Source organism: Maribacter litoralis (genome assembly GCF_902506355.1).
Taxonomy (GTDB): Bacteria; Bacteroidota; Bacteroidia; order Flavobacteriales; family Flavobacteriaceae; genus Maribacter; species Maribacter litoralis.
In genome coordinates, this window is sequence record NZ_LR733271.1 from 1,364,485 (window position 1) to 1,383,660 (window position 19,176).

The window sequence follows — 19,176 nt, forward strand, 5'->3', positions numbered from 1 at the left end:
GTTACCAGGGTTCAAAAATAACTGAATTTAAATTGAAAAAATAATCGGAGAGTTTTAAATTAACGATTTAAACTTTCTATTCTTTCTTAGAGACTAAAATACTAACCGCATTACCACCAAAGCCTACGGCATTTACTAGAACTTTTTTAAGATCCCCACCTCTATTTTTATGGTCTATAAATGGCACTGAAATCATCTTATTGTTTTGCATCATTAATACCCCCAATTCTAAATTTAGCATACCAGAAGTGGCGAACGTATGACCAATTTTCCATTTGTTGGTTGTCATTTGCGGCATGTTTTCCCCAAATACCTCTTTGATAGCATTGTATTCGGAAGAATCTCCTTTGATTGTTCCGGGTGCATGCATAACAATGGCATCTACCTCAGCAGGATTTATTCCACCCAAAGCCATTTTCATAGATTTTTGAAAGCATACAGCATTTGCAGAAATAGATGTATTGTGTTTTAAAATTTCGGTCGCAAATCCTACTCCTTCAATAATTGCCAAAGCATGGTCTACAACTCCCTTTTCCAAACAAGCTACCGAGGCTGCTTCTCCTAAAATCATAGTATTGTATTCCTTGTTCATGTTCAATGCCTGGCAAGGGTAGTTTTGGCTACGCTTAACATCCGAATCATCATTCAATTCGGATGCTTTTGCATAAATCTTCAATGCCTTCATTTGGGCAATGGTAAAATCGGTCAACGGCGCTTCACTGGCACCCACCAAAAATTTAGTTGACATACCACTTGTTAGCCACGCCACGCCATTTAAAACAGAATGCAAACCTGTTGAACAGGTAATGGAGTGTGATATTTCTGGTCCTGTAGCTCCTAAATCATGAGATACCCATGAAGATATATTACCCAAGGTAGTTGTTGGAGAACTTAGAGTTGATGAAATACCTGTTTCTAAGTATTCAGCATGATATTCTTCGAACAATTTGGTTGCCCCTCTTGAAGACCCCATATTTATTCCGAATTCAGAAGTATTAGTCCAACCAGATTGCTGAATGGCCATTCTAGAAGCTGCCATGGCAAACAACACACTGTTATCTAACTTTTTGTACTTACTATCAGATTCCCTTAATTTTTTCACCAGCGCATTTGCAGATTCTGCCAATGGAGCTACCCAAGTTTTAGCATTATTTATATCCGCCAAAGAAAAGTAATGGTCGTTATTCTGATAAGCTTTCCAAATTTCTTCTTGAGAAGATCCCAAAGGGGAAAGTGAAGCTATCGATGTTATAGATATTTTTTCTTTCAATGTAAAATCTAAAATGTATTTAACGCCTCAATTATTGCTTTGTACACCTTTTGTAATTCTTCTTTTGTAATTACAAATGGTGGCAATACATAAACAGTATTGCCCAAAGGTCTTAACAAAACACCTCTTTCCAAAAAGAAATTATACAACTCATCCCGTAAATTACCATAACGCTCGGTTTTAATATCTAAATCAATGGCCAAGATTACACCCATAACCCTTACATCTTTGACTTTATTATGCGATTTTATCTGTGACAAAAACTGATTATGCGCTAGGTTAATAGCTTCCCGTCTTTCTAATATTTGAGGTGAATTAAGCAACTTTATACCTGCCAAAGCTGCTGCACAACCTAGTGGGTGGGCACTAAATGTATGAGCATGAAAAAAACCCTTATGTACGTCATCGCTTAAAAACCCGTTGTACACCTCTTGGGAGCAACTGGTAATACTTAATGGAAACATCCCGGCCGTCAAAGCCTTGCTTAAGCATATAATATCTGGCGCATTGGCTATATTTTCAGAGGCAAAGTTTTTCCCCGTTTTACCGAACCCGGTCATTATTTCATCGGCAATGCATAAAACTTCATGTTCTCTACATAGTTCAATTAGAGTGTCTAGCCCTTTAGCGGAGTGGAATTTCATGCCTGCAGCCCCTTGCACTAAAGGCTCAAAAACAAATGCAGCACACTTATTTTTATGTAGTGTTTGTGAGAGCTTATCTGTTACCTCGCTTAGATTATCGTCGGTCGGAACAGGAATACGTTCAACATTTAACAAAAAATCCTCAAACGGTCCGTTGTAAGACGAAAGTCCCGATGCACTCATAGCACCAAAAGTATCACCATGAAAACCGTCTTCAAAAGCAATAAGTGTATCTCGCTTTTCGCCTTTATTATGGAAAAACTGCAACGCCATTTTAATAGCTGCTTCAACTGCCGTAGAGCCATTGTCATTAAAGAATATTTTTGCCTGGTTATCAGGTAGAATTTCCATTAACTTTTCAGACAGTTCAATTGCGGGCTCATGGGTAAGACCACTGAACATTACAAAGTCTAACGTTTGCATCTGCTTGGTAATCGCTGCAACTATTTGTTCGTTAGCATGACCATACATTACGGTATACCATGATGCAATTGCATCAATATATTCTTTTCCCTCTTCATCAAACAACAAAGTACCTTTTGCCTTTACAATGGGAAGCTGGGGTTTACCAAGCTTGTGTTGTGTTAGCGGGTGCCATAAGTGTTTTTTATCTCTTGTTGATAGATTTTCTCCAGTCATAGAATTTATAATTCGCCATTTTATCTATCTTGCAAAGATCGGGAAATAAACCGCAATAATTAGATGCCCTCAAAAAGAAACAGAAATGCATTTTTAGATTTTTCCCAATTGAAGAATACTACCGTATTCTTACTACTTTCTTTAATTACTTTTTTCATTCGCTTTCCTTTTTTCTTTAGAGACTATGTAGACCGTGATGAAAGCACCTTTATACTTCTAGGACAATCATGGGCAGATGGTTTTTTACCATATACCCAACTATGGGATCTAAAACCACCATTGACCTTTGCCTTTTTTGCAACTATCATATCCATATTTGGCAAAAGCTTTGTAGCCATTCGGTTTGCAGGCGTTATTCTAGTAGCTATTACCGCATTCTTTACTTATAAAATAGCATTGACATTTGTATCAAAAAAAGCATCGATCATTATTGGCGCATGCTGTATTTTTTTACTCAGTCTCTTTGGCAGCTTACAAGGAGTAATGTCCGAACATATTTGTATTGCGCTCTTTGTACCTGCACTATATATTTTGCAGAATAAAAAAACTGCCCTTTTTATATTCTTATCAGGATTGTTGATGGGTGCAACGGTTATGGTAAAGCTAAACATGGCTTTTCCTATTCTATTTATAGGTCTTTTTTTATGTTATGAAGCTTTTTTCACCAACAGGAATATTCCTTTTTTATATGTGGTTTTATTCGGAATTGGAGCCTTGACCGTTATTTTAGCTACTATAATACCTTACTACCTAAGTAACCAAACCTATATTTGGTGGGAATCTGTAATTCTTGCCCCTTTAGAATATACGGGAGCCAGACGTTATTCTGTTTTTAAACTTGCCCCCATTTTCGTAATAACGGGCATATTCTTGCTCTATGCATACAAAAGCAAAAAACTAAAATTTAAAAGTAGAAACGTACAACTTCTGTTGATTGCCATTATAGGTGTTTTATTTTCCTTTGTAAAAGGAGGAAGGATAAATGGGCACTACCTGATCCAACTACACCCCATGCTATTAATTTTGGTAGGCATAGTCGTTTACAATTTAATAAGACAGTATAAACCAAAATTGCCTGCTTATTTAGCCTTCATCGCCTTACTGATACCTGCAGAAAGTTATTTGGAGTATGTAAACGTGTTAAAGAATAAAATTGAAAAAGGCACAATTTTTAACGGGGAAGGCTTTGCCGTACCCCAGTATATTTTAGAACATAATTTAGAAACCGAAAACGTTCTGTTTTTCGAGTACCACATCGGGTATTGGAATTTAAACACGTTACCACCTACAACAGCATCTACTCACCCAAGTAATATTTGCAGAAATGAATTATTTACTTTTTACGGTAACCCCAGAAAAAATTCCGTTGAAGAAATTAAGTACATTATGCATGAACTACGACCCCAAACAGTTGTCATACGAAAGGGAAGACGAATTTTTGACAAAAAAGAAATTGAGGAAAATGAATATATAGATACCTATTTAGCTAAACATTATAAGGTAATCGCCACAGTTGATAATGCCGAAATCTTACAGCGATTATAAAGTACTTAAAATACCCTGAAATTTATCTGCGTATTTTTTAATCACCTCTTTTGTAAATTCTTTTTCCTCTTCTATTCTTCCTATTAAGGAAACACCTGTTTTATGCAAAATAATATTTTCGGTGTGTGGGTTAGGTTCTCCACTAAACAACACAGAAACCTCATAACCTTTATGTAATAACCATTTTATGGTCAATAAAGAATGATTGATACTCCCCAAATAATTTCTAGATACAACAACGACCTTATAATCTGGCATTATGATATCAAACATGGTGTCCTCATCATTAAGCGGCACTAATATACCTCCAGACCCCTCTATGATCAAATTATTATCTGTTTCAGGTTCGGTAATATGGAACCTATCAATAGTTATCCCTTCAATCTCAGCAGCCGCATGCGGACTCATGGGTGATTTAAGATTATAACTACTTGGGTGAAACTTAGATTTATCATTAGAAATTAAATGCTTTACCTTATCCGTATCAGTATTATCTAAGTCTCCTGCTTGAACCGGTTTCCAATAATCTGCTTGTAAAGCTTCAACAAAAATTGCCGATGCAATGGTCTTACCTACTTCTGTTGAAATTCCTGTTACAAAAATCTTTTGCATATACTTTTACTTTGAATTAGTGATCATGTTACAATTTAGGCACTTATATTTTCTTTTCTCGAAAAATGGAAAAAGTTTATAAAATATGCCCTTCCTGTTATAATATGGTTCAGACCTTTGAGCTTTGCAGTTTGGGCATACAATAGGTTTACCATCATTACCCAAAGCATAAGTTCTTATATTGTCATATATAGCTATAGCCCTGTCCTTATCTTTTGAATATACCTGTAACTTTACACCACCAATGGCATTACTGATCAATGGGTCTGAATTTAAGGTATTTTCATCTCTAAGAAATACAGGTATACCTTCTGACTCTAATTTGCCTTTTACAATCTGAACATCTGCAACATATTCAAAAGATGCCAATTGATAGAATTTACTCTCCATATTCTTTAAATATAACCAGCCAATAATTTTATCAAAAGTCCAATTTCTTCCTTTGAATTATAACTATGCAAGCAAATTCTTAATCTTTCTTGACCTTTTGGCACTGTTGGGGCGAGAACGGCTTTAATATTAAAGCCTTTATCCAATAACTTTTTCGCTACTTGTTTTGCACTTTTTGACCCCGGTATAATACAACCTTGTATAGCCGAATTACTTGGTATAAATGATTCTTCTAATTTATGAGTGACAATCTGCTTTTTAAAGAATTCAATGTTTTCCATTAATATTCTTTTGGGTTCTTTTCCCAGTTCTTCTAAAAATTCATGTGCGGTTATAATCGTAGCTAGCGTATGTGGTGTTAGTGCCGTGGTATATATAAAAGGTTTCGCAAAATTCACCAGAAAATCTTTTAAATCGTCAGCACCAAGTATTGCCGCACCATGACAGCCAAATCCTTTGCCAAAAGTTACCGTTCTGGCAAAAACATCTTTTTCCAATTTTAAAGAAGGTACGAGCCCTTCTCCATAATCACCGAAAACTCCAACGGCATGGGCTTCATCAACAATTAAATAATACCCGTTTGACTTAGAATATTTGGCAAATGCTTTTAAATCGGGCGAATCCCCATCCATAGAAAAAACGCTTTCAGTAACAATATACACGGTATATTCCTCATATTCATTTCGAGCCGTATTTAGTTCTATTTTTTCTTTTAAACTTGATAGGTTATTGTGTGAAAAACTATAAGACTTCGCATTACTCAAACGCAAACCTTCCCGTATACTTGCGTGTATAAATTCATCGTAAAAAACCAAGTCTCCTTTTTGGGGAACAGAGCTAAAAAGCCCCATATTGGCATCATAACCAGAATTAAAGACTAGAGCTACATTCGATTTATAAAAAGTAGCCAATTGTGATTCAAGCTTAGAATACAACTTATGGTTTCCAGATAAAAGTCTAGATCCACCCGAACCATTGGCTGCAACACTTTCTGTAAGCAACAATTGAAATGTTTTTGAAAATAAGGTTTCATTAGTTGCAAAACCTAAATAATCGTTTGACAAAAAGTCTATTGACCCATCTGTAGCTTGTAGTGTTCTAAAAGCATCTTCTTTCTTACGTGTTTCTAAAAAACTCTTTAATTTACCTGGCAGTTTGATCATTTCACAAAAATAGCTTTTCTCTGAATTGATTATAACTAAATCGAAGATTTCCGGTAAATTTTATATCAACATTCAAAACCTATTGAATATACTTTAAACATTGATTAAAATGATTACGAATTTCATTTTATCAATCTGATTAATAATTACTTATCCTTTCAAAAAAATCAGATAAAAAGTCATAGAAAATGATTGATTTACAAAATCAAATACTATTTTTGCGTCTTTTTTTAAAGAAATTTCTTACTTTAATTTTAAGGTATTAGAATAAGTAACTATCTTCTTACAAAGATAATAATGAAAGGGAGTAATATTTTAGATACGAATAGATTAGAAGCATTGATTTCTTTCGATGTTATGGATACTCATCCTGAAGCTATCTATGATGAAATTACATCTTTAGCCGCTTCTATTTGTAACACCCCTGTAAGCTTAATTTCATTAGTTGATGATAAAAGGCAGTTTTTTAAATCGCACTTCGGATTTGAAGGTAATGGTACTCCTTTAAAAGAATCTTTTTGCAAGCATGTTATTACCGACGATTTAAATGTACTAGTAGTAGAGGACACTCATGCAGACAAACGATTTCAAGACAATAAACTTGTTACAGAAGATCCCAATGTAGGTTTTTATGCCGGTGCCTCATTAACCACAGCCGATGGACACCGACTTGGTACATTATGTGTTATCGATTATGAATCAAGGCAACTAAATGACACCCAAATAGACGGACTACAAACCCTAGCCAAACAAGTTGTTCATCTGTTAGAGTTACGAAAGGCCAAAGTACTTGAGCAAAAGCAAAAAATTGAACTTGAAAAAAAAGGTCGATTATTAGATAATGTCGTTTCTGCTACCGGAATAGGAATTTGGGAACGCAACTTAGTAAAAGATACTTTCACATTAAATGAAGAAGGCATCGCTATTTTTGGCATTGACCAAAATACCTTAGACAACTTTAAGACCGATGATTGGTTTAAGCTTATTTACCCAGCCGATTTACCCCTAGTACAGAAAAAAATGCTGGAGTGCCTAAAATACCCATCTAAAGATTGCAGCGTGCAATATAGATTGTTGCAAAAAAATGGGGAATATAAATGGGTACATGAAAAAGGAAAAGTGCTTAAATGGAACGACGCTAAAGAACCGTTATCCATGTACGGCACCATACAAGATATCACCCAGAAAAAAACATTTACCACAGAGCTTCAACGCGTTAAGAACAACCAAGAAGCTATGATCAATAGTACAAGAGATCTCATGTGGTCAATTGACTTGGATTTTAACCTGATTACCGCAAACACTGCATTTCACGAACTTGTAAAGAAAATACAAGGCAAGCCTTTTGAAGAAGGCAACTCAGTATTTTCTGAAAGTGTACCACAAAGTGTAACCGAAAAATGGAGGTCTTACTATAAAAAAGCACTTAAAACGGGAAGCTTTTCGGTAAAACAAAAAATACAGGATCCAGATAAATTTTGGACAACTTACGGACTTACTTCTTTTGACCTCATGTATAATAAAGAGGGAGAAACAATTGGTATCGCTTGTTTTTCAAAAGACATTACTTCAGAAATATTATCACAACAAGTATTGATCAGTGCAAAAGCGGAGATGCAAAAAATAATGGATACTTCTTTAGATATAATATGTACAATTGATGAAGAAGGGTATTTCTTAAGCATCAACAAAGCAGTCAAAGAAGTATGGGGGTATGCACCCAAAGAGATTATTGGAACAAATTATATAGAATTAGTATACCAAGAAGACCATTTAGTAACCGAACAATCTGCCGCATCGGTATTGTCTGGAGAAAAAGTAGTCAATTTTGAAAACAGATATGTACATAAAAATGGTCATGTAGTACCTATGCTTTGGTCTTCTAACTGGGACGAAAAAGATCGTGTTTATTACTGCATTGCTAAAGACAATACCGAAAAGAAAAAAGCCGAACTACAGTTAGCGCATAGTGAACGGCTATTTAAAACATTAGTACAGGAAAGTAGTGATATTATTTCCATTACAGACCTTGAAGGCAATTTTACATATGTAAGTCCAAGTTCTATAAATGTCATTCAAATAAGTCCAGAGGAATTGATTGGCACCAATGCTTTTGAATATGTTCACCCCGATGATATTGAACAGGTAGCAAAATCTTTTAGTTTAATTGCTGAACAAAAATCGGTTCAAATAGCACCATATAGATTTAAAAATAAAAAAGGTGAATGGCGATGGTTTATTGCTAATGCATCTAACCAATTAAATTCACCTACAATAGAAGGTGTCATTGTAACATCTAGGGATATACATGAAAAACGAGAAGCCAAAGAGCAATTAATACAAAGTGAACGACGTTTCAAAACCTTAGTACAAGAAGGTAGCGATATGATTTGCTTAATAGATGAAAAAGCCGACTTCACCTATGCTAGTCCTACCTCAATAAAAGTATTGAACATTACACCTGAACAATTTATAGGTACTAATGCTTTCGATTATATTCACCCAGATGATTATGAAACCGTTTACAACGAATTCATTAAGGTTTTAAAAATACCTCAGGTAAATATAAAACCGTTTAGGTTTAAGCATGGCGACGGTCATTGGGTATGGCTAGAGACCGTTATTACGAATAAAATTGACGAACCTACGTTAAAAGGTATTGTTGCCAATTCTAAAGATGTTACAACCAAGGTTCAACATTTAAAAGCAATTGAAGAACAAAATGCCCAATTGAAAAAAATTGCCTGGACTCAATCTCATATCGTTAGAGCTCCCGTGGCACGCTTAATGGGCTTAGTTGAGCTTTTACGAGACGATAAAGAAAAATTAAAACAAGAAGAAAGAGAACAGATTCTCAATTTTATATTAACATCTGCAGATGAAATTGATCATGTCATTAAAGATATTGTTGACAATACGATAAATGCGATCGATTTAGACGAAAATACATGAAAAACAAACTTATAATTGTTGAGGACGACCCCATTTTTACATTTTTGCTTGAAAAGGGAATTAATCACGCTGAAATAAAAGGTGAACAGCTCATTTTTTCAAATGGTAAACCCGCTATGGAATATCTTAATAACGATTATTCCGACTCCTATAACTACATTATTTTTCTAGATCTCAATATGCCCGTAATGAACGGTTGGGAATTTATGGACAATCTAGAAACCATAGCAAATACAAATAACTGCATGGTTTTTGTTCTAACTTCATCTTCCTATAGACATGATATTGAACTCTTAAAGAAAAAGGACCTGGTTGCCGATTTTGTTACCAAACCAATTACTGAATTTCATTTAAAAGGCATTAAAAATATAATTGTAGAAAAATTTGAGGAGCACTAGGTTCTTTAAAACCTACATTTACCTACCATAAATTCATTTTAAAATTCACTTTGCCATAATTCGTGTATTAGCTTCATTATCTTAGCTAAAAAACTAAGTATGCGCTATCTAATTATTTTTCTTTTTTTTGTTCTACACACTTTTGGCACTTTTGCTCAAACCAACGCTTACACCATATCATTTGAGAATGCTATTCATCATGAAGCGAACATTACGGCATCGTTCGTTGGTGTAGCTGAAGACACCTTATCGCTCAGAATGAGTAGAACCTCACCAGGTAGATACGCACTTCATGAATTTGCCAAAAATGTATATGATTTCAAGGCAACTGACGGTAAAGCAAATAGTTTAAATATTACCAGAACTACCCCATATGAATGGAACGTTTCTGGACATGACGGTACTGTTAAAATTACATATACACTATATGCAAATAGAGGTGATGGCACCTATTCGCAAATAGACGAAACCCATGCACATTTAAATATACCGGCTACATTTATGTACGCCTCTTCTCTAAAAGACAGAAAAATAGAAGTAGATTTTAAAACCAGAGATGACCTTAAGTGGAAGGTGGCCACGCAACTACCGCATGTAAACAACAATACGTATAGCGCGCCTAACCTATATTATTTTATGGATAGCCCAACGGAGTTGAGCAACCATAAGGTTCGCGAATTCACTGTAGACGGTCAAACCATTAAATTAGCTTTGCACGACTCTGGTACCGAAGAAGAAGCTGATCAATATTTTGAGAAAGTAAAAAAAGTTGTTCTAGCTGAAAAAGAGGTTTTTGGTGAACTACCTACATTTGATTATGGATCGTATACATTTTTAGCCTGCTATATACCAAATGCTTCTGGTGATGGTATGGAGCATAGAAATTCTACCATTTTAACTAGCACTAGAACTTTGGCAAATGGCGGCATGGATGGTAATATCGGCACAGTTTCACATGAATTTTTTCATAGTTGGAACGTTGAACGTATACGACCAAAATCTTTAGAACCTTTTAATTTTAAAGAAGCTAACATGAGCGGTGAGCTTTGGTTTGCAGAAGGTTTTACTAGCTACTACACCAATCTGATACTTTGCAGAGCAGGATTGATTACTCCCGAAAAGTATGTTGAAGGATTAACCGGCACATTCAATTATGTTTGGAACTCTCCTGCGCGTCAATTTTTCAATCCTATAGAAATGAGCTACCAAGCTCCATTTGTAGATGCGGCAACTTCTGTAGATCCTGTGAATAGAGAGAACACATTTATTTCTTATTATTCTTATGGTAGTGTATTAGGTTTAGCCCTAGACCTTTCTTTAAGAGAGAGCGGTTTAAATTTAGATGATTTTATGAAACTGGTGTGGACTACCTACGGGAAATCTGAAAATTCATATACCATTGAAAACTTGAACAAAACTTTGAACACCTACGCTGGGGAAGATTTTGGTAATAACTTCTTTAATAGCTTCATCTACAAAAGCGAAATGCCAAGCTATGCCGAACTATTTAAAACCGTAGGGGTAAGTTTATCTCAAAACAAAGAAGCTGCTTATTTTGGCGCCGCTGTATCTATAACAGACGATTTTAATGGTAAAATTCGAAGCAACACCAAAATTGGTAGTCCCGCTTATATTGCTGGGCTAGATAAAGGCGATATCATTACCGCTATTAATGGAGATAAATTTCCCAACGGCATTCAGTTCAACAAATTCATAGAAAATGAATTTAAGCCAAATGACAATCTTACAATAACCTTTTTACGGGATGGTATGGAAAGGAAAACCGAAGTCACCTTGACCGCTAACCCGAACTACACTATTAGTTTAATTGAGAAAAATGAAGAAGCTCCTTCAAAAAAAGTATTAAAAGCCCGCAAAGAGTGGTTAAAAATTGAGTAAATGAATTTGATATATACCACCGCCACAACAAATGAAGAATTAATACAGATTCTTTCTTTACAGCAGATGAATTTAAAATCTTCTGTTTCTAGCGATGAAATGGAAAAAGAAGGTTTCGTTACTGTACACCACACTTTAGATGTACTTACTAGAATGAATAATGCTTGTCCGCATATTATTGCAAAAGATGGAGATAAGGTAGTTGGTTATGCCCTTTCAATGACCGATGACTTTAAACATGAAATCTCTGTTTTAAGACCGATGTTTACCGAATTAGAAAACGTAAACATTCAAAATTTTATTACCATGGGTCAAATATGTGTTGCTAAGACCCATAGAAAAATGGGGATTTTCCGCGGACTTTACAACGCTATGAAAATTGCCTCTTACCCAAAATATGATGCCATTATCACCGAAGTTGACGCAACTAACGCCCGTTCTCTTGGGGCACATTACGCCGTAGGATTTGAGAAAATTTGTACTTACAGTTCTTTAGGGCAGGATTGGGAATTGATTTCTTTGAAGACTGGTTGATTAATTCTCAATTTCTATCCATTTATAATCATTAGGAACAGTTGCATCCAATAAATCTACATTTAGAGCTTTTGCAACGTTTTTACCCAATAAAAATACCGGATTCTTTAATTCACTTTCAAATATATTAAAATGCTTATTTGTGCTATACCATAAGTTTGCTTCGAATACAAAATTACCATTAGCCAAAGGTTGTTTAAAAACAGAAACATACTCAATTTCAGGTAGCTTTTTCCATTTACCAAATTTTATTGGTCCTACGCAATACTGAATTTTGTACTTTTTATAATTCAAATCAAATAGTACATCCTTTACTACTGAAAAAGCCAGTGCGCTAGGTAGAAGAAAAATAACTAATTCAATAGTCCGTATTCCTTTTTTTAGTACTTCTGTTTCAAAAGAAAATTCAAAATCAATAAAATAAAAAAATAACAATGTAATTATTGCGGTATAATGTATAGCTGCAATGACAAGTTGCCATAGAGGACGATTTCCTTCTGATATAATTATATTCTTCTTAACCACTTATATTGAATAACGAAAAAAGCCATACTTATCGTATGGCTTTTTCTCTATAACTAATATAACTAGTGACTTAATCCGCTAGTACAATTACTTTATTATTCTTAAGCTCAATAGTACCGCTAGAAATTTCTAAAACCGTATTTCCGGCAGCATCTTTAGTAAACTTAGAAGCATAATCTTTATCTAATGTTATATTACCAGCTACCTTTACTTTTCCTTCTTGTAACAAAGAAACAATAGGGGCGTGGTCTTTCAACATTTGAAACTCACCGTTTATACCTGGTACCGTAACCGAAGTTACTTCGCCTGCAAATAATGTTGCTTCTGGTGATACAATTTCTAAATACATATCTCTTTTAGTTATGAGTTATGAGCTATGAGTTATGAGTTTCAATTCTGAACTCTGAACCTTTAACTCTGAACTTAATTACGCTTCAGTCAACATTTTTTCACCAGCTTCAATAGCCTCTTCGATTGTACCTTTAAGGTTAAAAGCAGATTCTGGTAAGTGATCTAATTCACCATCCATAATCATGTTAAATCCTTTGATAGTCTCTTTTATATCTACCAAAACACCTGGTATACCTGTAAATTGCTCCGCTACGTGGAATGGTTGAGATAGGAAACGTTGTACACGTCTTGCTCTACCTACGGCAGATTTATCTTCTTCAGATAATTCTTCCATACCCAAAATAGCAATAATATCTTGAAGCTCTTTATATCGTTGTAAAAGCTCTTTTACTCTCTGTGCACATGCATAATGCTCTTTTCCTAAAATTTCAGCTGTAAGAATTCTAGAAGTAGAATCTAAAGGATCTACCGCAGGGTAAATACCAAGCTCTGCAATTTTACGTGACAATACCGTTGTTGCATCTAAGTGAGCAAACGTTGTTGCCGGTGCTGGATCCGTTAAATCATCCGCTGGTACGTAAACCGCCTGTACAGATGTAATAGAACCTCTTTTTGTTGATGTAATACGCTCTTGCATAGCACCCATTTCAGTTGCCAATGTTGGTTGGTAACCTACCGCAGATGGCATACGACCCAATAGTGCCGATACCTCAGAACCTGCTTGTGTAAAACGGAAAATGTTATCTACGAAGAAAAGTACATCTTTACCTTGACCTTCACCTGCTCCATCACGGAAATACTCAGCAATTGTCAATCCGGAAAGTGCAACTCTAGCACGTGCTCCTGGTGGCTCGTTCATTTGACCGAAAACGAAAGTTGCTTTTGAACCTTTCATTGCCTCTTTATCTACTTTGGTCAAATCCCATCCGCCTTCTTCCATAGAATGCATGAAATCATCACCGTACTTTATAATACCAGATTCTAACATCTCACGAAGTAAATCATTTCCTTCACGAGTTCTTTCACCTACACCAGCAAATACAGAAAGACCACCATGACCTTTCGCAATGTTGTTGATCAATTCTTGAATCAATACGGTTTTACCAACTCCTGCACCACCAAATAATCCAATTTTACCACCTTTTGCATAAGGCTCAATCAAATCGATAACCTTAATACCTGTGAATAAAACCTCGGTAGACGTAGAAAGGTCTTCGAATTTTGGCGCCTCTCTATGTATAGGAAGACCATCTTCACCAGCTTTAGGCAAATCACCTAAACCATCGATAGCATCACCAATTACATTGAACAAACGACCATATACGTCATCACCTACCGGCATTTGAATCGCACTACCTGTAGCCACAACTTCAACCCCTCTACTAAGACCATCGGTAGAATCCATAGAAATAGTTCTTACCGTATTCTCGCCAACATGAGATTGTACTTCCAAAACCAATTTTGATTTATCCTTATTTTCAATTTCCAAGGAATCATAGATTTTAGGAAGATCTGCACCTGATTGAAATTCTACATCAACTACGGGGCCAATGATTTGCGAAACTTTACCTGTAACTTTTGACATTACTTATATGTTTATATATTACGTTTAATAAAACCTGAAAAATATGCTCTCATTTTCAGGCTGCAAAGATATAGTTTTCAGATTTAAAGAAAAATTGTTTTTTTTCTTTTTTACAAAAGTAAAAAGGTGCCCTTAAAGCACCTTTTATATTTTAGTATTTTACATACAACTATTGTAGCGTTGCAGGGTAATTCGTAGGGTAATCGCCCACGTTCAACAAATTGCCCGATGCTTCAAAATTAGAACCGTAAGTTGCATCTATTGCTTTCATAAACTCATTTGCCAACAAAGCGTAACCCCTAGCTGTTGGATGTATACCATCTAAAGAAAACGCACTACCTGTAACCAAACTAGAAGTTAAGGTAAAATCACCACTTGTAATTCCGCCATTAGCTAATCGATTTAATAACCCGTTGGCATCGACCAATGCCAAACCAGCTTGATTCGCCGTTGTTTCGATTATTTGATTAAATGCCGCCGTAGCTACCGCTATTTCTTCTTGCTCACTTGGTATCAATACCCATTTGTCTTCTAACGGCAATGAAATTCCTTCAACAGAAAACTGACCTGCCAATGCCTGAGGTAAGCCTGCAGCCATAAGAGCAGCAACCGATTCTGTGTTTACCGTACCTATAATAGATGAACTTGGCAATACAAATAAATCATCTGCAGTAGCTTCTCTGGTTTGACCATATGTGCTACCCAACAAACCTGCAACCAAAGGTGCCGCTTCAACCGGCAAGCCAAACGATTGAACAAATGCTGGAAATGTAGGACTCGCTGCTAACACACCCGCAATCTCAGCAGACAAATCAACCAACGTTTCGTCTCTGATCACCACTTCACTAGCTGCAGTTTCAGAAAACTCTATTGATCTTTCTGGCACACCTAAAAAAGCGTACACCTGATTCAACTGCCCAAAAATACCATTTAAGGTTGCAATCTGATCTCCAAAATCCGGATTTGTAGGATCCAAAGGATTATGAGGCACGGTTGTAAAATGAGGTACATCGGTAACATTAGGTATGTTGGCCACAACTCCTTGCGCTCCACCTGCAGTCAAAGTAGCTATTAAAGCTCCATAACTCCCATCAAAACCTTGACCCGGAGCACCTGACACCGGTGTTATTGGATCTGTACCATCACCACCAGTGGTGGCATATCCTAAAACATCATTATTTCCTATCCACAAAGAGAAAAAACTAGGTGACTGACTTACTGCCATTTCCAACACGCTAATATCTGGCGTTGTACCGGTCATTCTAACAAAATATGGATTTGCCAAACCTAATTGAACATTAGCTATATTACCATAGCCTGGCGCCAATAAATGAAAACTTTTTGCACCAGGAACACCTAAATTATTAAAAGGACCTGTTGGATTATTCAAGGCGATATCTGTTGTTACAGTTACATCACCAATCAAGGACTCTAAAGAAACCGGACCTGCTCCCCCAAAGACCAATCTTGGATCTTGAATTCTTGTTCCAGCCAAAGCAAGGCCACCAATATTGTCGTTGGTCAAAGGTTGCGTAAAACTACCTCCACCCGCAAGACTAAATTTCTGCGATAATAAATTAGGCATAGAATATGTTTGACTTGCCTGAAACAATGCTCCATCGGTAAAACCTGCCGTTAACGAGTTCCCTAAAGAAACATAGTTAGAAAAATCTGCCGATCCAGCGGTTAACGCCGGAAGTTCTTCAGCCATTACTTCTGGCTCAAGGTCTACATCTTCAGGATCATTACAAGCCGTAAAAGCCAAGACACCCAAAGAAATATATAAATATTTTAAGTTTTTCATTTCAACTTTTGATTTTAATTAGTTGTTAATAGTCCAAGATAAGTAGTACATAGATCCAATAAGTCCTGTACCGAACGCAGTATTATATTCTTTACCCGTAAGGTTTGTACCCCCTAATTTGAATGCAGATTTAATACTTGGAACCTCATAGCTGATTTGCGCATCAACTACATGAAACTCTGGTATAACACCATTTCCAAAAGTAGCTTCCCAGAAATAATCATCACTAAATCTGTACGATACATTAAATCCGAAATTTTCGAAAAGCTCTTTATTACCAAAAGAAGCCTTGAATTTGTGTTCTGGAGTGTTGAAGTTCAACATGACATCTGGGTTGGCATCACGATCGAAATCCAATTTCGTAAACGTATAACTACCTCCTAAATCAAAATTGCCCAAAATCTTTACATCAAGACCTAAAGATGCTCCGTAAGAATTAACATTCGCATCGGTATTTGTATAAGTACTATACGCCTGAAAATCTCCATTCGCTATTGCCGCTACAGAAAGTCCGCCGTCACCAACTTCTCCATAGTAAGGAGCAACTACCACTTCTTGTGAGATGAAATCTTCATAGCTGTTATAATATGTACTAAAATCTATAACTAACTTATCGACCTTACCTCTGTACCCAATTTCAAAAGATGTTACTTTTTCTGGCTTTACCAGATCTGGATTAGCAACCTCAAGTACAGATGGATCCCCTGTTTCAGCCAATGCCGTTGCAGAAGCAGCAGAATACGAATTATTATAAGGCGCAGCACCTGTCTGAGTAACCGACGAAGGCTGACCTAACAACTGACCTGATGCACTTACATCGAAATCTCTTGAATACTGCTCTAAATTATCGGGTGCAGACCCTACCAAAATTGCCCTACCAGCATCCAATCCAATAAAAAGATCTTGAGTAGTTGGGTTTCTAAAACCTGTTTGAGCAGACGCTCTAATGTTATGATTTCTGTTCAACGTATAACCTGCAGATAATCTTGGAGAGTAAAAACCATCAAAAAATTCTGATTTATCATATCTAATAGACCCTGTTAATTTTAAACTTTTTTCTCCGGCCATAGGCAATGTCTTTTGAACCTGAGAGTAAATTCCAAATTCGGAATAATCAATAGGACCGTCTTCTTCAGAATCTGTATAAATGGTACCTAAGGAATTTAAACTATATTCTCTAAACGACCCCCCAACTTGAATTTCTGCCCAATCAATTAAATGACTGAAGTTATAATTACCATCTGCATGATAATATTTAGACTGATCGTAAAACTGTGATCCAACACTTAAATCTGGATCTTTTATCACCCTATTAAAAGCTGCTTCGAATTCTGGTGTACCCGGCAACAATCTTCCAGACTCTGCTTGTGCCCTTGCTGCAGCATGTGCCTGTTGGTCAGTAGCACCTGCCAAAGTAGCCTGTACATATGCCCCAGTATATTCACCAAACCAAGTATTATCATCTTTCCAAGATCTGTTGATGTTAATACCCGTAAACACCATATCATATGAGTCACCGGCCTTATCGCCAACCACGTAACCTCTTACAAAAAAGTTGTCATTTTTGATTTCTAATTTATGTTGTTCTTGAAAGAAACCAGCAATATTATACCTATTAGTACCTTGATATATTGTATTTCCCGTTCCAACTTTACCTACATAAGAAATCTCTAAACTATTATCTTCGATCGGTCTATAATACAAACCCCAATCGGCTTTAATACTTTCTGCATTATAATTGGTAAGATCACTTTCGTTATATCCTGTTCTACTAACAATTTCTGAAGGCACCAATGCATTTGCACCAGAAGGTAAAACACCCAGACCTTCAAGAGTCAAGGCAACTTCCTTTATATTTGTAGAAACTTCATCTCCATATACATTGACACCATCATAGTTCAAGTTATCCCTTGTACCTCCAGTAACAATCTTATCATCGGTATTATTAGCTGCCCAATCCGTTCCTTTTAAGTAACCGAAATTAACCTTTGCAGCAAATTTATCACTGAATTTATGAGCCGCTCTAATACCAAAATCGGTATACGAATTATCACCTGCAGCTTTTTGAGATGTAATACCCTGCTTAATAGAGACACTTATACCCTCATAATCAAAAGGACTTTTACTACGCATGAACAAAATACCATTAAAGGCATTTGCTCCATAAAGTGCAGATGATGCACCCGGCAACAATTCAACACTTAAAACATCTGGCTCAATTAAACCTACCAAATTGCCAATAGGGAAATTCAATGCCGGTGTTGAGTTATCCATACCATCTACAAGTTGCATAAAACGCGTATTGGCAAAAGACGCAAAACCTCTTGTATTTACAGATTTAAAAGTTAAACTGTTTGTATTTACATCAACCCCTTTTAAGTTTTCAAGTCCACCGTAAAAATCTGCGGCAGTAGAATTCTTAATTTCTGATATACCAATACGCTCTACCGTAACCGGCGATTCAAAAATACGTTCTGGAGTTCTTGATGCAGAAATTACCACCTCATCTAAAAAGGTTTGTGATTCATTTAAAATTACAGTAATAGTTTGGTTGGCACTCGTAATATCTTCTGTGCTACTGGTATATCCAATACTAGACACTTCTATTTTAAATGGAGGCACTTCTGACGTTGCCAAATTAAAATTACCATCAAAATCTGTTACTGTTCCAATCGTTTTGCCAACAATTACAATATTGGCCCCGGGGATAGGCACGTTGTCTTGATCAACAACATTACCACTGATATTGGTCTGGGAATACCCTACAGTACCCATAATCATCAATGCTAAAAGTAGTATTGCTCTCATTCTTAATTAAAGTTTAAAATTAGTTGTGGGTTAAGATACAGATTATTTCATACCAAT

The 19,176-nt window shown here is 36.0% G+C and carries 15 protein-coding genes; 5 read left to right on the plus strand and 10 right to left on the minus strand.

The features are described from left to right. Positions 1–76: 76 nt before the first annotated feature. Positions 77–1,270, minus strand: coding sequence for a beta-ketoacyl synthase N-terminal-like domain-containing protein (locus EXIGUO8A_RS05680; RefSeq protein ID WP_159302331.1), 1,194 nt, complete (start codon positions 1,268–1,270; stop codon positions 77–79). Positions 1,271–1,278: 8 nt separating this feature from the next. Next, positions 1,279–2,553, minus strand: a complete 1,275-nt coding sequence (gene bioA, locus EXIGUO8A_RS05685) for an adenosylmethionine--8-amino-7-oxononanoate transaminase (protein ID WP_159302333.1) — start codon at positions 2,551–2,553, stop codon at positions 1,279–1,281. 63 nt (positions 2,554–2,616) lie between these two features. Here bioA and EXIGUO8A_RS05690 point away from each other — a divergent pair, with 63 nt between their 5' ends. Further along, the gene (locus EXIGUO8A_RS05690) at positions 2,617–4,098 is read left to right on the plus strand and encodes an ArnT family glycosyltransferase (protein WP_159302334.1); all 1,482 of its coding nucleotides are present in this window, start codon (positions 2,617–2,619) and stop codon (positions 4,096–4,098) included. Here the strand turns inward: EXIGUO8A_RS05690 and bioD are convergent. From bioD to EXIGUO8A_RS05705, 3 genes are read right to left on the minus strand one after another with little or no spacing between them, the layout of a single operon-like run. Further along, complete coding sequence (bioD, locus tag EXIGUO8A_RS05695) at positions 4,093–4,710, minus strand: dethiobiotin synthase (protein ID WP_159302336.1); 618 nt, start codon at positions 4,708–4,710, stop codon at positions 4,093–4,095. The genes EXIGUO8A_RS05690 and bioD overlap by 6 nt on opposite strands. A 6-nt stretch (positions 4,711–4,716) precedes the next feature. Beyond that, on the minus strand, positions 4,717–5,100 hold the full coding sequence (locus EXIGUO8A_RS05700) for a putative signal transducing protein (RefSeq protein WP_159302337.1): 384 nt from the start codon (positions 5,098–5,100) through the stop codon (positions 4,717–4,719). A gap of 5 nt (positions 5,101–5,105) precedes the next feature. Next, positions 5,106–6,263: an aminotransferase class I/II-fold pyridoxal phosphate-dependent enzyme gene (locus EXIGUO8A_RS05705; protein ID WP_159302338.1), complete on the minus strand. Its 1,158-nt coding sequence runs from the start codon at positions 6,261–6,263 to the stop codon at positions 5,106–5,108. Positions 6,264–6,560: 297 nt separating this feature from the next. On the opposite strand from EXIGUO8A_RS05705, the gene EXIGUO8A_RS05710 reads away from it, so the two are divergent. From EXIGUO8A_RS05710 to EXIGUO8A_RS05725, 4 genes are all read left to right on the plus strand, one after another. Further along, a complete protein-coding gene (locus tag EXIGUO8A_RS05710) occupies positions 6,561–9,215 on the plus strand; it encodes a PAS domain S-box protein (protein WP_159302340.1) in 2,655 nt (884 codons plus the stop codon). Further along, on the plus strand, positions 9,212–9,613 hold the full coding sequence (locus EXIGUO8A_RS05715; protein ID WP_116771304.1) for a response regulator: 402 nt from the start codon (positions 9,212–9,214) through the stop codon (positions 9,611–9,613). Before EXIGUO8A_RS05710 ends, EXIGUO8A_RS05715 begins: the two co-directional genes overlap by 4 nt. Positions 9,614–9,712: 99 nt before the next feature. Then, entirely contained in the window at positions 9,713–11,512 is a 1,800-nt protein-coding gene (locus EXIGUO8A_RS05720) for a M61 family metallopeptidase (protein WP_159302342.1), read from the plus strand. Then, a complete protein-coding gene (locus tag EXIGUO8A_RS05725) occupies positions 11,513–12,046 on the plus strand; it encodes a GNAT family N-acetyltransferase (protein ID WP_159302343.1) in 534 nt (177 codons plus the stop codon). It begins immediately after the preceding gene. Here EXIGUO8A_RS05725 and EXIGUO8A_RS05730 read toward each other — a convergent pair whose 3' ends face one another. The 5 genes from EXIGUO8A_RS05730 to EXIGUO8A_RS05750 all read right to left on the minus strand — a co-directional run bounded on the left by EXIGUO8A_RS05730 (position 12,047) and on the right by EXIGUO8A_RS05750 (position 19,119). Next, on the minus strand, positions 12,047–12,571 hold the full coding sequence (locus EXIGUO8A_RS05730; protein ID WP_159302344.1) for a hypothetical protein: 525 nt from the start codon (positions 12,569–12,571) through the stop codon (positions 12,047–12,049). Between the two features lie 70 nt (positions 12,572–12,641). Next, positions 12,642–12,920: a F0F1 ATP synthase subunit epsilon gene (locus tag EXIGUO8A_RS05735; RefSeq protein ID WP_116771310.1), complete on the minus strand. Its 279-nt coding sequence runs from the start codon at positions 12,918–12,920 to the stop codon at positions 12,642–12,644. A gap of 78 nt (positions 12,921–12,998) precedes the next feature. Beyond that, complete coding sequence (atpD, locus tag EXIGUO8A_RS05740; RefSeq protein WP_116771311.1) at positions 12,999–14,507, minus strand: F0F1 ATP synthase subunit beta; 1,509 nt, start codon at positions 14,505–14,507, stop codon at positions 12,999–13,001. Between the two features lie 169 nt (positions 14,508–14,676). Further along, positions 14,677–16,311, minus strand: coding sequence for an SGNH/GDSL hydrolase family protein (locus EXIGUO8A_RS05745; protein ID WP_159302346.1), 1,635 nt, complete (start codon positions 16,309–16,311; stop codon positions 14,677–14,679). 18 nt (positions 16,312–16,329) lie between these two features. Beyond that, complete coding sequence (locus EXIGUO8A_RS05750; protein WP_116771313.1) at positions 16,330–19,119, minus strand: TonB-dependent receptor; 2,790 nt, start codon at positions 19,117–19,119, stop codon at positions 16,330–16,332. Positions 19,120–19,176: the final 57 nt, after the last annotated feature.